The 20,058-nt window shown below is 44.7% G+C and carries 17 protein-coding genes, 1 other RNA gene, 2 pseudogenes and 1 other annotated feature; of the genes and pseudogenes, 15 read left to right on the forward strand and 5 right to left on the reverse strand.

From position 1 onward, the window contains the following. The first annotated feature begins 22 nt into the window (after positions 1-22). The 6 genes and pseudogenes from eno (at position 23) to DXA13_RS03990 (ending at position 5,341) form a co-directional block, all read left to right on the forward strand. The gene (eno, locus tag DXA13_RS03965; protein ID WP_181995519.1) at positions 23-1,294 is read left to right on the forward strand and encodes a phosphopyruvate hydratase; all 1,272 of its coding nucleotides are present in this window, start codon (positions 23-25) and stop codon (positions 1,292-1,294) included. A gap of 70 nt (positions 1,295-1,364) precedes the next feature. Beyond that, positions 1,365-1,592, forward strand: a complete 228-nt coding sequence (gene secG / locus DXA13_RS03970; RefSeq protein WP_118242028.1) for a preprotein translocase subunit SecG — start codon at positions 1,365-1,367, stop codon at positions 1,590-1,592. A 195-nt stretch (positions 1,593-1,787) separates the two neighbouring features. After that, a pseudogene (gene rnr, locus DXA13_RS03975) lies at positions 1,788-3,934 on the forward strand (ribonuclease R). A 35-nt stretch (positions 3,935-3,969) separates the two neighbouring features. After that, positions 3,970-4,434, forward strand: a complete 465-nt coding sequence (gene smpB / locus DXA13_RS03980) for an SsrA-binding protein SmpB (RefSeq protein ID WP_118242029.1) — start codon at positions 3,970-3,972, stop codon at positions 4,432-4,434. Positions 4,435-4,592: 158 nt separating this feature from the next. After that, positions 4,593-4,933: a transfer-messenger RNA gene (gene ssrA, locus DXA13_RS03985) on the forward strand. 189 nt (positions 4,934-5,122) lie between these two features. Beyond that, complete coding sequence (locus DXA13_RS03990) at positions 5,123-5,341, forward strand: helix-turn-helix transcriptional regulator (RefSeq protein ID WP_118242030.1); 219 nt, start codon at positions 5,123-5,125, stop codon at positions 5,339-5,341. A 60-nt stretch (positions 5,342-5,401) separates the two neighbouring features. On the opposite strand, the gene DXA13_RS03995 is transcribed toward DXA13_RS03990, so the two are convergent. Continuing rightward, complete coding sequence (locus DXA13_RS03995) at positions 5,402-5,788, reverse strand: hypothetical protein (RefSeq protein WP_118242031.1); 387 nt, start codon at positions 5,786-5,788, stop codon at positions 5,402-5,404. Between the two features lie 259 nt (positions 5,789-6,047). Here DXA13_RS03995 and DXA13_RS04000 point away from each other — a divergent pair, with 259 nt between their 5' ends. Continuing rightward, positions 6,048-6,488 carry a hypothetical protein gene (locus DXA13_RS04000; protein ID WP_118242032.1) on the forward strand — a complete coding sequence of 147 codons (441 nt, stop codon included), beginning with the start codon at positions 6,048-6,050 and terminating at the stop codon, positions 6,486-6,488. Between the two features lie 138 nt (positions 6,489-6,626). Here DXA13_RS04000 and DXA13_RS20885 read toward each other — a convergent pair whose 3' ends face one another. Then, positions 6,627-6,779, reverse strand: a complete 153-nt coding sequence (locus tag DXA13_RS20885) for a hypothetical protein (protein WP_181995520.1) — start codon at positions 6,777-6,779, stop codon at positions 6,627-6,629. Between the two features lie 186 nt (positions 6,780-6,965). Here DXA13_RS20885 and DXA13_RS04005 point away from each other — a divergent pair, with 186 nt between their 5' ends. The 8 genes and pseudogenes from DXA13_RS04005 (at position 6,966) to thrS (ending at position 16,899) form a co-directional block, all read left to right on the forward strand. Beyond that, complete coding sequence (locus tag DXA13_RS04005) at positions 6,966-7,280, forward strand: DUF3837 family protein (RefSeq protein ID WP_118242033.1); 315 nt, start codon at positions 6,966-6,968, stop codon at positions 7,278-7,280. Between the two features lie 573 nt (positions 7,281-7,853). Beyond that, a complete protein-coding gene (locus DXA13_RS04010; protein ID WP_118242034.1) occupies positions 7,854-9,242 on the forward strand; it encodes an MATE family efflux transporter in 1,389 nt (462 codons plus the stop codon). Positions 9,243-9,399: 157 nt separating this feature from the next. After that, positions 9,400-10,470 carry a branched-chain amino acid aminotransferase gene (locus DXA13_RS04015; protein WP_118242035.1) on the forward strand — a complete coding sequence of 357 codons (1,071 nt, stop codon included), beginning with the start codon at positions 9,400-9,402 and terminating at the stop codon, positions 10,468-10,470. Between the two features lie 132 nt (positions 10,471-10,602). Next, positions 10,603-12,204, forward strand: coding sequence for a hypothetical protein (locus DXA13_RS04020; protein ID WP_118242036.1), 1,602 nt, complete (start codon positions 10,603-10,605; stop codon positions 12,202-12,204). 36 nt (positions 12,205-12,240) lie between these two features. Further along, positions 12,241-12,807, forward strand: coding sequence for a YcxB family protein (locus DXA13_RS04025; RefSeq protein WP_118242037.1), 567 nt, complete (start codon positions 12,241-12,243; stop codon positions 12,805-12,807). A gap of 4 nt (positions 12,808-12,811) precedes the next feature. Continuing rightward, complete coding sequence (locus DXA13_RS04030) at positions 12,812-13,375, forward strand: YcxB family protein (RefSeq protein ID WP_118242038.1); 564 nt, start codon at positions 12,812-12,814, stop codon at positions 13,373-13,375. Between the two features lie 414 nt (positions 13,376-13,789). Further along, positions 13,790-14,551, forward strand: a complete 762-nt coding sequence (locus tag DXA13_RS04035; RefSeq protein WP_118242039.1) for a NifB/NifX family molybdenum-iron cluster-binding protein — start codon at positions 13,790-13,792, stop codon at positions 14,549-14,551. A gap of 77 nt (positions 14,552-14,628) precedes the next feature. Further along, positions 14,629-14,835, forward strand: a binding site (T-box leader). A gap of 134 nt (positions 14,836-14,969) precedes the next feature. After that, positions 14,970-16,899: pseudogene (thrS, locus tag DXA13_RS04040) on the forward strand (threonine--tRNA ligase). A 149-nt stretch (positions 16,900-17,048) separates the two neighbouring features. Here the strand turns inward: thrS and DXA13_RS04045 are convergent. The 3 genes from DXA13_RS04045 to DXA13_RS04055 form a co-directional block, all read right to left on the reverse strand. Then, on the reverse strand, positions 17,049-18,245 hold the full coding sequence (locus DXA13_RS04045) for an NADP-dependent isocitrate dehydrogenase (RefSeq protein ID WP_118242040.1): 1,197 nt from the start codon (positions 18,243-18,245) through the stop codon (positions 17,049-17,051). A gap of 117 nt (positions 18,246-18,362) precedes the next feature. Next, complete coding sequence (locus DXA13_RS04050; protein ID WP_118242041.1) at positions 18,363-18,908, reverse strand: hypothetical protein; 546 nt, start codon at positions 18,906-18,908, stop codon at positions 18,363-18,365. A gap of 103 nt (positions 18,909-19,011) precedes the next feature. Continuing rightward, complete coding sequence (locus tag DXA13_RS04055) at positions 19,012-19,884, reverse strand: hypothetical protein (RefSeq protein ID WP_118242042.1); 873 nt, start codon at positions 19,882-19,884, stop codon at positions 19,012-19,014. Positions 19,885-20,058 lie beyond the last annotated feature (174 nt).

The raw sequence follows: 20,058 nt of genomic DNA on the forward strand, positions 1-20,058 counted from the left end.
TGAATATGAGGAGGCCGTTTTTATGTTGTATACAGGATTTGATATTGCAGAAGTTAAGGGAAGAGAAGTGCTGGATTCGAGAGGAAATCCTACGGTTGAAGTAGATGTGACTCTGGAAAATGGAGCCGTTGGCCGCGCGGATGTACCGTCAGGCGCTTCTACAGGAAAATTTGAAGCGGTGGAGCTCAGAGACAATGATCACAGGTATCATGGAAAAGGCGTAAAAAAAGCAGTAGGCAATGTCAATTCTGTTCTGGCTGAAGCCGTCATGTTTGAAAATGCCCTGGATCAAAAGCACATTGACCATCTGCTCTGTGAAGCAGACGGAACGGACAACAAAGAAAATCTGGGAGCAAACGCCATACTGGGAGTATCCCTGGCAACGGCCAGAGCGGCTGCGGCAGGACTTGGAATACCGCTGTATCGTTATCTTGGCGGCGTGAATGCACGTCAGCTTCCAGTTCCTATGATGAATATTTTAAACGGCGGCGTTCATGCAGCCAATACGGTGGATTTTCAGGAATTTATGATAATGCCGGTGGGAGCGAAGGCATTTTCACAAGGGCTTCAGATGTGTGCGGAAATATACCATACTCTGAAAAAACTTTTGGAAATCGGCCACCATGCCACAGCCGTAGGAGACGAAGGCGGATTTGCCCCAGACCTTAAAAATACGGAAGAAGTGCTGACCTATTTGGTGGATGCCATCAAGATGAGCGGATATCAGCCTGGCAAGGATATTAAAATCGCCATGGATGCTGCTTCCAGTGAATTATACGATGAAGAGACGGGGATGTACCTGTTTCCGGGAGAGAGCAAGATGGCAGGAAGAGAAGTGCGCCGTTCCGCAGAAGAGATGGTGGATTATTACCGTAAGCTGCTGGATGCATTTCCGATTTGCTCGATTGAAGACGGACTGGATGAAGAAGACTGGGACGGCTGGCAGATACTCACATCAGAATTAGGCAGCCGTGTACAGCTGGTAGGTGATGACCTTTTTGTCACGAATACAGAGAGGCTGTCAAAAGGAATCACTCTTCATGCGGCCAATGCCATTCTGATTAAAGTCAACCAGATCGGAACGCTTACAGAGAGTCTGGAAGCAATTGAACTGGCAAAAAAGGCTGGATATAAGACGGTTATATCCCATCGCTCCGGTGAGACAGAGGATACATTTATTGCTGATATTGCAGTGGCAGTGAATGCTGGGCAGATTAAGACTGGAGCTCCATGCAGAAGTGACAGAACGGCTAAGTATAACCAGCTGCTTCGTATCGAAGAGGAAATAATCTAGAAAAAGATGGTTGATATTCCTCAAAAAGTATGGTATGATTACGGTGTTTGACTATAGGAGGTGTACTATTATGCTGAAAATGCTTTTAACAGTTATATTCGTTATACTGGCAGTTGTGTTGACCGTAATCGTCCTGATGCAGGAGGGCAAGTCTGCAGGACTTGGATCTGTAGCAGGTATGGCAGATACTTATTGGGGAAAGAATAAAGGACGTTCCATGGAAGGGGCGCTTGAAAAATTTACAAAGTTTGCAGCCGGGCTGTTCCTGCTGCTGGCAGTTGTTCTCAATGTACTGTAAGACGATAAACACTCTTGGCGACAAGGGTGTTTTGTTTGTTATGAGCACCTTGTAGCCGCTACTGACTGCTTATGTGTGACGCAGGCAAAGAACGCTGCGCTTTTTAGACCGGTGCTTTGTATTTTTAGCAGGAAAGAGCAGGAAAGATAAACCCGCCGGAAGATAAGGCGTTCTGCGGGACTGAGAAAGGATTTTATGGAAGAACAAGTATTAGAACAGAGAAAAAAGATGATGGAAGAACTGCTCCGGGATCCGTCTTACGTACCGATGAAGCTGAAGGAGCTGGCCCTTCTTTTGAATATTCCAAAGGACCAGAGAAAAGATCTGAAGGATGTCATGGATGCACTCGTATCAGAGGGAAAAGCCGGGATTTCCAAGAAAGGAAAATATGGAAAGCCGGAAACATTCGCATTAACCGGTATTTTCTGCGGCCATCCAAAGGGTTTCGGATTCGTAACGATAGAAGGAATGGAGAAGGATATCTTTATCCCGGCTGATAAGACGGAAAGTGCCCTCCACGGTGACAAAGTCAGATCATCATCGAAGAAGAGGAAAACGGACGCCGGGCAGAAGGAGTTGTCATCCGTGTCCTGGAGCGTGCGAATAAGGAAATCGTCGGACTGTATCAGAAGAGCAAAAATTTCGGTTTTGTAATACCGGACAATTTAAAAATATGCAGAGACATTTTCGTTGCTCAGGGAAAGGACCTGGGGGCTGTCAGCGGTCACAAGGTTATGGTGAAGGTGACTGATTACGGCGATGCAAAGAAGAAGCCGGAAGGTGTGATTACAGAGATTATCGGCCATATTAATGATCCTGGAACAGATATCATGTCGCTTGTCAGAGCTTATGGCCTGCCGGAGGAATTTCCGCCGGATGTGATGCGTCAGCTGGAAACGATACCGGATCATGTGGATGAGAAGGACAAGGCGGGAAGGCTGGACCTGAGAGCACTTCAGACCGTGACGATTGACGGAGAAGATGCGAAGGATTTGGACGATGCCGTGACCGTTTCCAAGGAAGAAAAGGGTGATGGAGAGAGTGTTTATCACCTGGGCGTCCATATTGCAGACGTGAGCAGCTATGTAACAGAAGGAAGTCCGCTTGACAGGGAAGCACTGAAAAGAGGAACGAGCGTTTATTTGGTAGACCGGGTGATCCCCATGCTTCCCCACAAACTGTCAAATGGTATCTGCTCTCTGAATGCCGGTGAGGACAGGCTTGCCATGAGCTGCCTGATGGACATTGATTCCAAAGGCAGAATTATCGGTCACAGAATTGCTGAATCAGTCATCCATGTGGACAGGAGAATGACTTACACGGCTGTCAATGCAGTGATTACTGACAGAGATGCAGCCGCTATGGATGAATACAGGGAGTTTGTCCAGATGTTCGATTTGATGAAAGAGCTGGCGGATATTCTGAGAGAACAAAGAAGAAAGCGCGGCGCTGTCGATTTTGATTTCCCTGAGAGCAAAATTATCCTGGATGAAAAGGGAAAACCTGTGGATATCAAGCCATATGACCGCAATGCCGCTACGAAGCTGATTGAGGACTTCATGCTGGCTGCAAATGAGACGATAGCGGAGGATTTCTTCTGGCAGGAAATTCCGTTTCTATATAGAAGCCATGAAACCCCTGATCCTGAGAAGATGAAACGCCTGGCTCTGTTCATCAACAATTTCGGATATACCATTAAGCTCCATCAGGGAGAAATACATCCGAAGGAACTGCAGGGGCTTCTTACGAAGATTGAGGGAACACAGGAGGAGGCGCTTTTGAGCAGGCTGACCCTGCGTTCCATGCGGCAGGCTAAATATACGACGGAAAACAGCGGCCATTTCGGCCTGGCCACAAAATACTACACTCACTTCACATCGCCGATCCGCCGATATCCGGATCTGCAGATTCACCGGATTATAAAGGAGAATCTGAGAGGCGGGCTGTCTGATAAGAGAAGCGGTCATTACAGCAGGATTCTTCCTGACGTTGCCGTACAGACTTCTGCGCTGGAAAGAAGAGCAGATGAGGCTGAACGCGAGACAGAGAAGATGAAGAAGTGCGAATATATGGAAGACAGGATCGGAGAAGAATTCGACGGCGTAATTTCCGGCGTAACGAACTGGGGATTTTATGTGGAGCTCCCGAACACAGTGGAAGGACTTGTCCATATCAATGAGCTCCGCGATGATTATTATATTTTTGATGAAGAACACCTGGAGCTTCGCGGCGAGATGACGAACCGGTCGTATAAGCTTGGTCAGAAGATCAGGGTTCAGGTTGTCGGAACGGATAAGTTTGCGAGAACCATCGACTTTGTTCCGGTGAGAGGATTTGCGTAAGCGCAGACATCCGGAGCAGCAGGAGGGAAGGATATATGGGAAAAGACAGTTTTAAACTTGTGGCAAACAATAAAAAAGCCTATCATGACTATTTTATCGACGAAAAGTTTGAAGCGGGAATCGAACTTTATGGAACAGAAGTAAAATCGATCCGTATGGGCAAATGCAGCATTAAGGAGTCATTTATCCGCGTTGAAAAAGGGGAAATATATATATATGGCATGCATATCAGCCCCTATGAGAAGGGAAATATTTTTAACAAGGATCCGCTCCGCGTCAGACGTCTTCTGCTCCACAAGAGAGAAATTATAAAACTGGATGGGAAAATGGCGGAGCAGGGTATGACCATAGTACCGCTGCAGGTCTATTTTAAAGGAAGCCTTGTTAAGGTTGAGATTGGACTGGCACGGGGTAAAAAATTATATGATAAGAGGCAGGACATCGCGAAGAAGGACCAGAAGAGAGAAATCGAGCGGGATTATAAAATGAAACTTCGATAAAGCGGGCACCGGCACATCAGATCGGATATATGCAGGTCTTGAAGGAATGCATAAATTGGAATATTGTTGGTTTTTATGCAGGTGAAAAAGTTTCCGCCGCCCGTTGACATTCCAGGCGGCGGATGATAGAATTATTAACAGCTGTAAAGCTGCAGTAAGGGGTAGTACTGGTTTCGACAGGGGCCATGCAGCTGGTGAAGCTATCCGCATGCAATGCGTTAAATGGCAAACTTAAATATAAACGCTAAAAACGATTTAGTACTGGCAGCCTAAGGGCAGCCTGTCAGCCTTAGAGCACCCACACTTTAAGAACCTGGCATCGACTATGTGGGAAACGACTCATGCAAAGCTTTGAGCATGTGGGCGTATTATGAAGCTACTGAACGCGTCAGGGTGTCAGCCCCCGGACGCCGGAGGGAATGACAAAAGACTGACTATGATAGTAGAAGAACAGGGAATTGGTTTTTGGACACGGGTTCAAATCCCGTCTACTCCACTCAAAGGGCTCGGTAATTACCGGGCTCTTTTTTACTTTCTGCGCACATTCATAGGGATCATAGGGGGGAATATAGTTGTAAAATCTATATTGATAAATTTATTCCGGACTCTTGACCGGACAATGATTGTTTGGTGATTTCCAGAAATTTCCAGCAAAAAATAGTCTCTTTATGAGTTATGATATATAATCATGAAGATACTGCTGAAAGAAATTCGTAGAAAAAAAAGATTAACGATACGGGAGGTAGAACTTTTAACGGGGATTTCTCGTTCTGCCGTAAACCGTATTGAAAATGAGATGGTAAGTCCGTCAATGGATGAAATGGAAATGCTGGCAGAAGGGCTTCATATGGGGATTGTCGACTTATTCGATTCGGATGTGAAATATGCAAATGAGGAGAACGATTGACATACGTTTGAACAATATGAGAGCCATAGTTTGATTTCAGCCAGTTAAGTTTCTTATGTTTTACACATAAATTTTATCATTTAATTTCAGTTTGGCCATTTCAATCGCATTCCTGTATATGAGGGAACTTAATTCATAATTACTGGTATGCTTGGAATATTCTTCAAATAACGCTTCTAATAGAGTTGGAATGTCTGATAATTCTTTGATCCTGGCATTCAGAGCTTTTTTAAAAGCTTCTTCTGCTTCTGTTTTATCTATAAAATACATATCAAAATCAGTCAGGTCACAGGCAATAAACTCTTTTTCTCCATTTTTTTCACAGAGAGCCCCCAAAGTATTTCGATCTTTTCTAAAGGGAACGAGGATTGACAGTTTTTTAATGCAATTAAAATCATATACACAATAAAATGTATCTCCTACATTTAATTTACGGATATCATACATGGTAGTTACACTCCCTTCTTCTTTTTTCAGTGTACCATATCTTAATTGCAAAAGGTGTCCCGATATAGGGACAAAAATTCTTAAATGGTCTTAAAATCAGTTATAAAATACGTTGTATGATTCTGAAAACTGAATTTACAAAGAATGTAGTATGGGAGTATGAAATTTCATGTGCGATTTAGAAGACGAAAACGGGTGCAGGATAATTATAGCAAAAACAGACATACTTATTCTATCAAATAAATAGAGGGAGTTAAAAATGGTAGAACAGGAAACAATAATGCTGCTTCAAGAGTGTGATGCAGGTATTCAAATGGGAATTTCAGCAATCGATAATGTTTTGGAATATGTTTGTGATGAAACGTTAAAGCACTATTTGATGAATTATAAGGATGAGCACGTAGCAATCCAGGAGGAGTTACAAAAATTATTAGATGATTATCACGATAAAGGGAAAGAGCCCAATACAGCCGCAAAGAGTATGTCCTGGCTGAAGATTAATGTAAAGCTAGTCATGAATGAATCGGACGGTACGATTGCTGATTTAATAACGGATGGCTGCAATATGGGAGTGAAGTCTCTGTATAAATACCTGAACCAGTATAATGACGCTGATGAAGAATCCAGAGATATTACGAAAAGATTAATCAAACTGGAGGAGAGGCTAACGGAAGACATGAGGCAGTTTTTGGGAAAATAAAAAAAGAAATAGAAGTAAATTATAATAATAAAAGGGAATGCCGCATAATGGCAGAAAATCATTTTGATTTCTGCCAGAAGCGATATTCCTTTTTTACACAAATGAACGTGTGAATGATTGCAGAAAAACGAGAGGAATTTATCCCTCTGATTCATGAACAATCTCTTCCAGTACACGAATTAAATCATGAACATTTTCCAGCCGTACATTGCGTTCCAGAATGGAATTTTTTAAATCGATTGACAGGGACTCAAACTTATCCCGCAATTCAGGGGAAACATAAGATGCCACGGTTATCACCTCCTGGAATAGTATGACCGGTTATATAAAAAGTATGAACGAAATTGCAGTACCACAAAAAATGTGATCAGGAATACCATTATTTCTGCCCCTTCTTCTATATCATTTCCCATTGAAAAGATTACCGTTCATGGATTATAATAGGATCATCACATATAAAAGGATGGTCTTATTTTTATGGTATATGAATTGACATTGACGGCAACGCAGTTGAAAACGACGATCTTTGATCCGCCTGCCAGACTGATTAATTATAAGGAGCTCAGCTGTGCTGTCGGGATGGCTTATAAACAGGCTGGTCTGCCCCTGCCTGTTGCTGAGAACGGCATGGATATTAAGGAGTTCAGAGATAAGGGGCTGCAGGCCTTTGGGAATAATCCAGATGTACAGGAAAAGGTGAAATATGTAATTGAAACCTATATATTCAGCCCTGGAGAAGTCATGGACGATGATTCGCAGGTGACAATGAAACTGGGGTATGAAGCGGGATAAAGGATAACACCTGCAACAAGCACTGTGCGTGACAGATACTGGAGAGAAAGAAACGGAAAAACCTGTAGTTTCGGGTTGCATAGTTGGATAATACAGTGTATTATTTATATAATACTGTATTGATTATACAATTTAGAATTTTATACATATTTAAAAGGCTAAATGATTCGGTACATGGCGAACGGTTTGGCCTGAGCGGTATCCTTTTTATTATTATAAAATCCTTTAACATCCTTTCTGTAATTCGTTCGGATTACAGGGATAATGTCATCAATACCCTTGCAGCTCAACATATTCTGGGAGAAATTCAATTACGAAAATATTAATAATCATATCAAAACTCTTTGACGTATCATAAGGAGGGAGAATGGGGATTGGTGCAACCGCCCGTTACCCCTGTTCAAATCTCCGGTGAATGAGAATGGATGATTATGGATCTGCCGCTTTGGACAGGCGGTTTCTGAAATGGAAATCGTACATTCTGTCTGAAGGGAAAATGCTGTATTTGGAACGATAGGACGGGAATGATAAGGAAAATATTTAAGCAATGGAAGATAGCTGAGGGGACGGATTATGGCTGAAACTAGGAATGATTTTTCTAAGGGAAGTATTATAAAAAATATTATGAGTCTGGCTGTGCCGATGACTTTGGCCCAGCTCATTAACGTATTATACAATATTGTGGACAGAATCTATATTGGTCAGATACCGAATGAAGCGATGGTATCGTTGACAGGAATCGGGCTTTGCCTTCCGATTATATCGATGGTTATCGCGTTTGCCAATCTGTTTGGAATGGGAGGCGCGCCTCTCTGTTCCATCGAGAGGGGACGCGGGAATCTGGAAGAAGCAGAGTATATCATGGGCAACTCATTTGTCATGATGATCCTTTTTGGCATTGTGCTTACGGCTGTCGGTCTGTTTTTTAAGCGGCCCATGCTCTATCTGTTTGGAGCCAGTGATGTGACATTTCCATATGCGGATCATTATGTGACCATTTATCTTTTGGGAAGTATTTTTGTAATGACCGGCCTTGGAATGAACAGTTTTATCAACTCTCAGGGATTTGGAAAAACGGGAATGATGACCGTCCTGCTGGGGGCCGTTGCCAATATTATTCTGGATCCGATTTTTATTTTTGGACTACATATGGGCGTACAGGGAGCTGCTCTTGCAACCGTTATTTCACAGGCTCTATCTGCTGTATGGATTATACACTTCCTTGTCAGTGATAAGGCGATTCTGAAGCTGAAGAGGACACGGTTCCGCCTGAAAAAAGAACGTGTTATGTCTATTATGGGCCTGGGCCTTTCCGGATTCACCATGTCTTTTACGAATTCACTCGTCCAAATCGTATGTAATGCCAGCCTCCAGCAGTTTGGCGGCGATCTCTATGTAGGAATCATGACAGTGGTCAACTCCGTCCGTGAGGTGTTCACCATGCCGGTTAACGGGCTGAATAACGGAGCGCAGCCGGTCATTGGCTATAACTATGGGGCGGAGGAATATAAGAGGGTTAAGCAGTCGATTATCGTCATATCGGTCATTGAGATTATCTATACAATTATCATGTGGGGGGCCATTCACACATTCCCTGAATTTTTTATCCGCATTTTTGATAAAGAGGGCGCCATGGTGGTAGAGGGGGCCGTTGCCATGAAAATCTATTATTTTGGATTCTTCATGATGGCGCTTCAGTTTGCAGGGCAGGCCGTTTTCGTCGCTTTGGGAAAATCAAAACGGGCCGTATTTTTTTCCATATTCCGGAAGGTTATTATTGTTGTGCCGCTGACGCTTCTTCTGCCTCATATGTTCGACCTGGGGACAAACGGTGTCTTTATGGCAGAGCCCGTATCCAATTTTCTGGGAGGCCTGGCCTGTTATGGAACCATGCTGTTTACCGTATGGCCGGAACTGACGAGAAAGGAAAGAGAGAAGACCATGCACAGTACCGAACTATAACTCGCAGTTATGTGTATAATTCCATTTTTTAAAATAGAAGAAATACTATTGACAGATAACTTATTTTGATTAATAATGGGAAATAATTTTAGTATTGCTGACACACATACCGGATAAGTGACCGGAAAATCTGCCAGTATGAGAAAGGGAGATTATTATGCAGACGATTAGAATTGAAAGAACGACATGCCCAAAGGAAAAACCAGGAAAGGATAATCCATTGGCATTTGGCACGATTTTCACGGACCATATGTTTGAAGTGGATTACGAAGAAGGAAAGGGCTGGTATGATCCAAGGATTGTGCCGTACCATTCGCTGTCTCTGGATCCGTCGGCTATGGTGTTCCACTATGGGCAGACGATGTTTGAAGGTTTAAAGGCTTATAAGGCAGCAGATGGAAGAGTTCTTTTATTCCGTCCTGATAAGAATATTGAACGTGCAAACAGAAGCAACAGGAGGCTTTGCATCCCGGAAATTCCGCCGGAGCTTTTTATGGATGGACTGATGAAGCTTGTAGATATGGAAAAGGACTGGATTCCGACAAAACCGGGAACCTCTCTTTATATTCGCCCATTCATTATTGCTACGGATCCATTCCTTGGTGTACGGCCGTCCAATACATACAAATTCATGATTATTCTGTCCCCTGTGGGAGCTTATTATGAAAGCGGACTGGACCCTGTAAAAATATGGATTGAAGATGATTATGTAAGGGCTGTAAGGGGCGGAATCGGCGAGGCAAAGACAGGCGGCAACTACGTCGCATCTCTGGCTTCTCAGGTGAAGGCTCATGAGGCCGGATACGCTCAGGTCCTGTGGTTGGATGGAATAGAGAGAAAATATATCGAAGAAGTCGGAGCGATGAATATTTTCTTTAAGATAAACGGCGTTGTCGTTACCCCAATGCTGAATGGCAGTATCCTCCCGGGTGTAACGAGAGCTTCTGCAATTGAACTGTGTAAACAGTGGGGAATCCCGGTAGAAGAGAGAAGAATTTCCGTTGACGAAGTTGTAAAAGCTGCGGAGAGCGGAGAAATGGAAGAGTGTTTCGGAACCGGTACGGCTGCAGTTGTATCGCCAGTCGGTGAACTTCGCTATGAAAATGAGAAAATGGCAATCGGAGGGAATAAGATCGGTGAGCTGACTCAGAGAATTTATGACACGATTACGGGTATCCAGTTAGGTGAGATTGAGGGACCAGAAGGCTGGAGTGTAGAAGTTAAATAAAAAAGTTCCGCGCCGGAAAGCGCGGAACTTTTTTTGCTGCTGCCTCAGGGGGAGGAAACGAGGCGTATTGATTCTGACGCTGATGTGTGGTAAAATGCATTCCATATGGGGAAAAGGAGAAGCACATGCATTATGAAATGGGGGAAGAGCAAAACGACAGCGACGATATTGGCGGCAGCTGTCTTTTTATCGGTTACAGGAGGATTCGGAAGTTATGCGGCGGAACGGCCTGCGTATTTGAAATCGGCAACCTATTATTCCGATGACTGGGTCGTAAATTTCTGGAACAGCGAAAGCATCCATATGGATGAAGAGCTGGCACAGATTGCAGCAGATGGATTTAACAGCATTATACTCGTGATTCCCTGGCAGGAATTCCAGCCGCAGATGGCGCCAGCGAGATACGAGGAATACGCGCTGCAAAAACTGGACCGTGTGATGGAAGCAGCAGAACGCCATGGCCTTTGGGTCAGCTTCCGCGTAGGGTACACATGGGATTACAGCGGGGGAAATACACTGGTAAGGTATGAGCAGCTTCTGCATGATGAGACCGTAAGGGCTGCCTGGCTGGATTATGTAAAGAAGATATATGAAGCCGGAAGTGCGCACAGCAACTTTTACGGCGGCTTTCTTACATGGGAAGACTTTTGGAACTATGTGGAGACAGCCAAAAGAGGAAGAAAAGGCAGATCCAGTGTGAACAAGGCTGAAATGATCGGATATCAGGATTACGTACAGACACATTATACGCTGGAGGAACTGCGGGACAATTTTGGAGTGGATGTCGATAATTATGGAGAAATTTGGGTTCCATCCATAACAGAACCGGCATTTCGTATTTTCTATGAGTATTATGACGACTTCCTTAACCGGCTTTTAGCAGAAAGTCAAACGGTATTTCCAGATTTATCTATGGAGGTGCGGCTGGATGTAGATCCTGTGCCGGGGATAGACGGAGATTCTGTAGGAGCAGCACATGTGTCGACCTTCAGCGCGCAGGGAGCCTCTTATACATCTGCCATGTACAGTGTTTCCATGGCTCAGGAACCATATACCAGAATCACGGCGGCAGAAGCGAACCGTGCTATGGAACATATACTGAGTGATTTAAACACGCACAGCGGCGGAAAACGAATTTATATCGATCAGCTGCTGTATACGGACAATACTCCAGGATTTGAACATAACGCGCAGCTTAAGCAGGAAGAGAAAGCCGTATTTGTGGAAGGGATGGCGCCGGTTCTTCATGCATACACCATGGGATACGGTGTTTGGACTTACAGGAATTATGGCAATAATGCCCTTTACAATGCACAGTTTGGCCTTGGGACATCCGGGTGGAGCTTCGAGAAGGGCTGTGAAGTCACAGAGATCAACGGTACTAATATGGCAAAGCTTTCACCTAAGAGCAGTATCAGACAGGATTTAGGGAATCGACTGGGGGAAGGCGAAACAGTAAAAGTCAGATTTAAGGCGAAAACTGACGGATCCAGACAGATATGGGTTACCCTTGGACAGGAGACCAAGTATGTTACGGTTTCGGGAGAAAAAGACGTATATCTGGAATATCTGACCAGGGGAGAAAGCATTTCTTTTGCTGCTGACGGTGAGGCGTTTATCGATGATGTAAAGGTATACGGATTTGAAACGGACGGTGAGCTCTACAGCATTACGGGAGATGAAATGAGCCTGACAGGTGCTGTGCGGAAATTGAATCATACCTTGGGAAAATAAAGATATTAAGGGTACATGAGAAAGGAGAACAATCAATTGGATACAGAACAGACGGGAGCAGAACGGTTTTTTGTTCAGACCAGAATGACAGAGGAGATTTATCAGTATGGAAGCAAAGGATTCCGGAAATATTCTTTCCAGAACGGAGGGTGGAAAATATGGGCGTTTTTTCTTGTCTCAATTCCGCTTTCAGGGGCAGGAATGCTGTTTGCCCGCGGCGCAGCCGGGAGGATTTACAGCTTCATTTTCGGCGTGCTCGTATTGGTCTTTCTGCCGCTCTTTTTTGTTTGGGCTACGAGAAAAATGAAAATAGGGCAGGCTTATCGTAAAATCGTAGATGAGATGGAGGGAAATATTGACCAGTCCTACGTGTTTTATGAGGACTGTGTGAAAATGAAGCGCTGGTATATTGAGGAGACCATGAAATATTCGTTCCTTGTATTTATGCTGGAACTGCCTGACATGTTCATGCTATTTACCAGGAGCAATACCATCTATTATTTCAGAAAAGATGAGATTACTGGAGGAACAGCAAGGGAATTCCGTGAATTTATAGAAGAAAAGGCGGGACTGAAGACGGAATATGCCGCGGTGAAAGGATAAAAATATGGAGACAAAATTTTGTACTGTAACACGTCATGATGAAGAGCTGTACAGAGAACTTATGAAGCAGAACGGCTGGAAGCTGAATGTGTTCCGGAAGTATTACGCGACATTCTGTATTCTTGCACTGATTGCTGTGACGGCAGTCCGTGCAGTAATTGTGAGCAGAGGGACGGGAACAGAACTCATTCCGGCAGCCCGTGCGTTTTTTGCAATCGGTTTTGCAGCCGCGGCCGCAGCGTTTGTTCTGGAATTAAAGAATGCGTTTAAAAGGGAAGAAAAGACCCTGCATTTAAAGGCTCAGCAGAAAATGCAGCAGTCAGGGAAAGCCGGAGAGAAAGAAGAAATCCACTGGTATGAAGACTGTTGTGTGATTGATACGGAGGAAATATCCAGCAGGTACGAGTATACCGGACTGAAAAAGGTGGAAGAGGGAGATAAGTATATCTTTATTACCTTTGGAGGCGATGTGACTGTTGCTGCAGATAAGAACGGGTTCCGTCAGGGAAAACCGGATAAGCTTAAAAAATTTCTGGATGGGAAGACAGGGCGGTTGGACAAGATCTGAAAAGAGCACCTTTGGAGCAAACAGAATGTAATTAAAAAGAATTAAACTAAAAATAAAGAGAGAGTGTGGCAAAAGTAAAATCAGATATGCATCCGATACCAGATTTCGATCACGGCAACAGCCGGGTCACTTCAAACGGTGCGTAGGCAATGATTTTTTATTCTGCAATACTCTCTTTTTGATAACATAAAATGCGCCTATGAGAGGAAAACTTTGTGCTGAGCAGAACTATTTGCTGCGGCTTGCCCTCTGGATCAAGCTGATTCCCGCCCGTTTTTATGGAGTGAGGAACGGGAGAAATGAAGAATATAAAAGATTTTGAAGAGATTATTGACATATGCAAATAAATGGTGTAATCTATTTATTAGCATATGCCAATAAATAACTGTATTTTACAAAGGTCAGGAGGATGATATGCCGCGACCAAATAAATCAAAGAGAGTGAGGGGCCTGCCGGCCTGCAGCCAGTTCGTCCCTGACGGTCAGGAAGAAGGACGGCGCATTCACGTAATCAGAATGACGGTAGAAGAGTATGAGACGATCCGGTTGATTGATTATGCGGGATGTACACAGGAAGAATGTGCAATGCAGATGGATGTGGGCAGAGGCACGGTTCAGAGCATCTATACGGCGGCCAGAAAGAAAATGGCCAGATTTCTGGTGGAAGCTTCCGCTCTGGAAATCTGCGGCGGAGATTATGTGATCTCCAAAAGGGCAGCGGCAGGCGGAAACTGGTATGAAAGCAGTGAAAGAAAGAGAGGAGAGATTCAGATGAAAATTGCAGTAACTTATGAAAATGGCGAGGTGTTTCAGCACTTTGGGCATACGGAACAGTTCAAAGTATATCAGGCGGAAGGCGGAAAAATAATTTCTTCGGAAGTGATAAATACGGAAGGAAGCGGCCATGGTGCACTGGCCGGATTTCTGAAAGCGGCAGGGGTCGATGTTCTGATCTGCGGAGGAATTGGGATGGGCGCCAGAAATGCTTTAGCTGAAGCAGGAATAGAACTCTATCCCGGCGCATGTGGAAATGCAGATCATCAGGCAGAGGCATTCCTTGCAGGAAGTCTGGCATATGATCCTGATACGAGCTGCAGCCACCACGATCACCATGGGGAAGACCATGACTGCGGCGGCCACCACGGCCATGGCTGCCACGGCAGCTGCGGCCACTAAAGAAAAATGATCCTGGCGTAATTGGCATAGAATCTTGACAAATAAGAAAGCTATGATATAATCAAGACATGTTATAAGTCAATGCGTTGAAGGGAACAGTAGAGTATCAGGAACGGACAGAGAGGAATGAACAGGTGAGATCATTCTGCGGAAATGATATTTGAAGACCATCCCTGAGCGTCCCTTAATCGGGAACGGTGATTCCGTTATAATCAGAACGAAGAGGTTCGGACGTACTGTCCGTTCAATCCGGGGTGGAACCGCGATGATATATCGTCCCCTGTTATGTATCCGTGCATAACAGGGGATTTTTTATTACATAGGAAAATTCTCCGAACTATTCTATGTAACAAAGAATCCCTCCGGGCAGGGTCGCCCTGCGGTAACATGAAAAAGTACAATTAAAGGAGAAGAGAATATGAAGATTGCATTGAAAGACGGCTCTGTAAAAGAGTATGCACAGCCAATGTCCATTCTCGACATTGCAAAAGATTTAAGCGAGGGCCTTGCAAGAGTTGCCTGTGCAGGCGTTGTGGATGGTGAAACGGAAGACTTGAGAACAGTCATCGACAAGGACTGCACCCTTAATATCTGTACGGCAAACGATCCGGAAGGACTTGCTGCGTTAAGACATACGACCAGCCACGTAATGGCACAGGCAATTAAGCGTCTGTATCCTGAGATCAAGCTGGCAATCGGACGTCCATAGCAGACGGATTTTATTATGACGTAGATTCAGAGAATCCTCTGACGGCAGAAGATCTGGAAAAGATTGAGGCCGAGATGAAAAAAATCATAAAGGAAGCACATTCGATCGAGCGCTTTACAAAGCCGAGAGCGGAGGCGATTGCCTTTATGAAAGAGAAGAATGAGCCATATAAGGTAGAACTGATTGAGGATCTTCCGGAAGACGCAGAAATCAGTTTTTACAGCCAGGGAGAGTTTGTGGATCTCTGTGCAGGACCTCATCTGATGAATACGAAGGATGTGGGGAAGGCATATAAACTGACGAGTATTGCAGGCGCCTACTGGAGAGGCAACGAGCACAATAAGATGCTCACCCGTATTTATGGAACGGCGTCGGTAAAAAGGCAGATCTGGAAGCTTATATCACTATGATGGAAGAAGCGAAGAAGCGCGATCACAGAAAACTGGGAAGGGAACTCGGCTTATTCATGATGCATGAGGCAGGACCAGGATTCCCGTTCTTCCTTCCGAAAGGAATGGCTCTGAAAAATACACTGCTTGATTATTGGAGAGAAATCCATAAAAAAGCAGGCTATGTGGAAATGTCCAGCCCGATTATCCTAAACAGAAAGCTGTGGGAGACATCAGGCCACTGGGACCATTATAAAGACAATATGTACACCACGGTAATCGATGAAGAAGACTATGCGATCAAACCGATGAACTGCCCGGGAGGCGTTCTCGTATATGCCTCAGAACCGCGTTCCTACAGAGATCTTCCTCTTCGTCTCGGCGAGCTGGGAATTGTACACCGCCATGAAAAGTCCGGTCAGCTTCATGGACTTATGCGTGTCCGCTGCTTTACGCAGGATGATGCCCACATTTTCATGACGCCGGATCAGATCAAGAGTGAGATTATGGGCGTCGCAAAGCTGATTAATGACGTCTATTCTCTGTTTGGCTTTAAATATCATGTAGAACTTTCCACACGGCCGGAAGACAGTATGGGAAGCGATGAAGACTGGGAGATGGCAACAGAAGGCCTGAGAAGTGCACTGGATGAACTGGGCCTTGAGTATGTAGTCAATGAAGGAGACGGTGCGTTCTATGGACCGAAGATTGACTTCCATCTGGTGGACGCGATCGGAAGAACATGGCAGTGCGGTACAATACAGCTTGATTTCCAGCTGCCGCAGCGTTTTGAACTGGAATATATGGGAGCTGATGGAGAGAAGCACAGGCCGATTATGATTCATCGTGTGGCATTTGGTTCGATCGAACGCTTTATTGGAATTCTGACAGAGCATTTTGCCGGAGCATTCCCTACATGGCTGGCTCCTGTGCAGGTTAAAATCCTGCCGATCTCTGACAAGTTCGTAGATTATGCAGACAAGGTTAAAAATGCTTTGGATGAAGCAGGAATCCGCGCTGAAATAGATACGCGTTCAGAAAAAATCGGTTATAAGATCCGTTCCGCACAGCTGGAGAAGATTCCATATATGCTGGTTGTAGGACAGAAAGAAGAAGAGGAGGGCGTCGTTGCAGTAAGAAGCAGATTTGCAGGCGACGAAGGACAGAAGAATCTGGAAACATTTATAAATGATGTGACAGAAGAGATTCAGTCCAGAGAAATCCGTACAGTCCAGAAGACTCAGGAATAAAATAGAAGAGGATCTTGCAAAAAGTCGAATTAGCTGTGCCACTGATACCAGATTTCGTTCCAGACAGTGAGTGACCAAGTCGCTACATCTGGTATCGGTGGCAATGCTTTATTTCTTTTTGTAAGACCCTCTTTTTGTGATAGAAACGATTACAGTCTCTTAGCGATCGCTTTAATAAAAGCTTCACTGTTTAAAACAGTCGGATTTGGAAGCGTAGTAATCAGCGCCAGATCTTTCGTCATTTCGCCGGCTTCAATCGTGTCGATTGTAGCTTTCTCCAGCCTGGAAGCGAAGTCCATCAGTTCCTGATTACCGTCAAACTCACCGCGTTTGCGAAGTGCGCCGGTCCAGGCAAATATCGTTGCCACGGAGTTGGTAGAAGTCTCTTCGCCTTTTAAGTGTTTGTAATAATGACGCTGAACCGTTCCGTGAGCGGCTTCATACTCGTAATCACCGTAAGGAGAAACGAGCACGGATGTCATCATGGCAAGAGAGCCGAAAGCGGAGGAAACCATATCGCTCATAACATCTCCGTCGTAGTTCTTGCATGCCCAGATGTAACCGCCGTCTGACTTCATAACACGTGCAACAGCATCGTCGATCAGCGTATAGAAATAGGTGATGCCGGCCTTTTCGAATTGATCAGCATATTCTGCATCGAAAATATCCTGGAAAATATCTTTAAATGTATGGTCATACTTTTTGGAAATCGTATCCTTTGTAGCAAACCACAGATCCTGCTTCGTATCGAGCGCGTAGTTAAAACAGCTTTTAGCGAAACTTTCGATGGACTGATTCAGATTGTGCATCCCCTGAACAATACCTGCACTGTCAAAGTTATGTACGAGCTCCCTTGTCTCGGTTCCGTCGGCGGACGTATATACCAGCTCTACTTTTCCCGCTCCGGGAATCTTCATCTCAGAGCTCTTATAAACATCGCCGTATGCATGTCTGGCGATGGTGATCGGCTTTTTCCAGCTCTTTACGCACGGTTCAATTCCCTTTACTACAATCGGTGCGCGGAATACGGTTCCGTCTAAAATTGCCCGGATCGTAGCGTTCGGACTTTTCCACATCTCTTTTAAATTGTACTCTTTTACGCGGGCAGCATTGGGGGTAATGGTAGCACATTTGACAGCAACCTTATATTTCTTTGTGGCATTGGCGGAATCCACAGTTACCTGGTCGTTAGTCTCGTCTCGGTGCTGAAGTCCCAGGTCGTAGTACTCTGTCTTTAAATCAATATATGGCAGGAGCAGTTCATCCTTAATCATCTGCCAGAGAATTCTGGTCATCTCATCGCCGTCCATTTCGACGATGGGCGTGGTCATCTTAATCTTGTCCATGTGTTGTTGTCCTCCTTGAAATTCTTCGTGTTAAGCTATAGTATACGACGAATTGAGATTTCACACAAGCCTGTCTGATAAATTTTCTCAGACCATTTTCCTTAATTACCAGCTGCCTCAGTAAGAAAGAGTGCTGCGGATCATCTGTATCAACGCCTCGTCGCCGCGTCGGTAACGAAAGACGAGAAAAGAAAAACGGTCCCCATTTTGATTTATGTAATAATCCTCCTGAAAATTGTCCTGTATGCAGGAGATTTTATATAAACTGACGCCTCTTCCGAGTTCAGCGCGCATAGGTGGAGTAACCGTACATCCAAGGGAAGAAAGTCTTTCCGTATTGCGTGCGATATATTCTTCCAGAGTAAGGCCGGGAAGGCGTTCTGAACTGCCTGATGCGGCTGTTGGGTATGGATCGTCGATTCCAAGAAGCTGTGCATAGAAGTCATAGGTATTGCCGGACAGAGGAGAATCTGTACAGAAATAAGAGGACGATGGGAGTTTCAGAGAATAGCCGTCGAGACTGTTTGTTACGGTAAAGCAGGAGGAATCAGAGGACTGTACAGGCAGTGCAGATGGACCAGCAAAAGAAAAGGCCGCGGAACCGGCAGATAATATACATACTGCGGCCGCAGCCAGGGTTAGTTTTCGTATATTCGATTTCATAAAGACATCTCCTTTTCATATTCATAAGAGCAGGAATGCCTGCTGATAAAGGTATTCCTATTTTATATGCTATCTTAATCATATGCCAATAAGGACATGTTTATTACAGGAAAAGCGAAGTCCGGCGCTGTCCTGATGTGTAAGGGATGGGATCAGCGATAGGGGGCGAGATTGTCAACCAGCCGAGCAACGAGCCCGGCAGCCGGAGTTTCATATTCGAGGTCAGTACAGGACAGAAATCTCCTATTTTGCGGATATAGCAGTCGCGGTAGATAGGGCGGCCGTATACGCCGTCACGATCGTATACGAAGGAAAGCTTCTGATATGTTTCCTCATTTCCCAAGGTAACTGGTTCGGAGGAGAGCAGAGCAAAATTTTCATCTGCACAGCGCTGGATTATGAAATCGTTGTAGTCGGTATCTGCTTCGTTCGCCTGGAAATAACAGGAAGAAACTGATACAGGGAGTGTTCCCGTACTCGGTATTGTTGCCAGAAACTCATAGATCGGCTTTCTGCCGGTCAGATTCAAATAGCTGATAAAATTCGTGTTGCCAGGCAGTTCCAGCGTGTAATTAGCCCATTTGCTGGAAGCAGTGCACAAGATATCGGTACTGCTGTAATAATTGAGGTACCCAAGCTCAACATCTGTAATATCGTCATTGCGCATAAGGCGTCCGTCACCGTAAAAGGCATAGCAGACTCCGTTTATATCCAGGGACTGATTTGAGACCATACAGCCGTCTTCATCCATATAATACCAGCTGCCGTCCGAGCTGATCCACTGGTTGGAAGCAAAGGTGCCATCCTCCAGCTGGTAACGGCGGGAACCGGTTTCTGCATCAGATTCCCATCCGGCCATAGCAGTTGAGAAAAATAAGGCGGAAGAAAAAAGGGCGGTAAAGAAAGCGGTGCACATGACTGAAGAAGGTTTCAAACCTGGAAAAATATTGCTTTTAAAACGTGTCTTTATTTTCATAAAATCATCTCCATTTAATTTAAATATGACAGGTTGTCATCTTTAATGACTATAACACATCATAAAAAAGCCGTCAAGTAAAGAAAAGACAGCTGTGGGAATATTTTCGGCTTCCGAACACATACTAACTGTGTTGCTGAAATAGTGAGATGAAAGTTTAAGGAGGAGCTTTTT

Origin of the sequence: Clostridium sp. AM58-1XD (assembly GCF_003464085.1) — a bacterium.
GTDB lineage: Bacteria > Bacillota > Clostridia > Lachnospirales > Lachnospiraceae > Lachnoclostridium_A.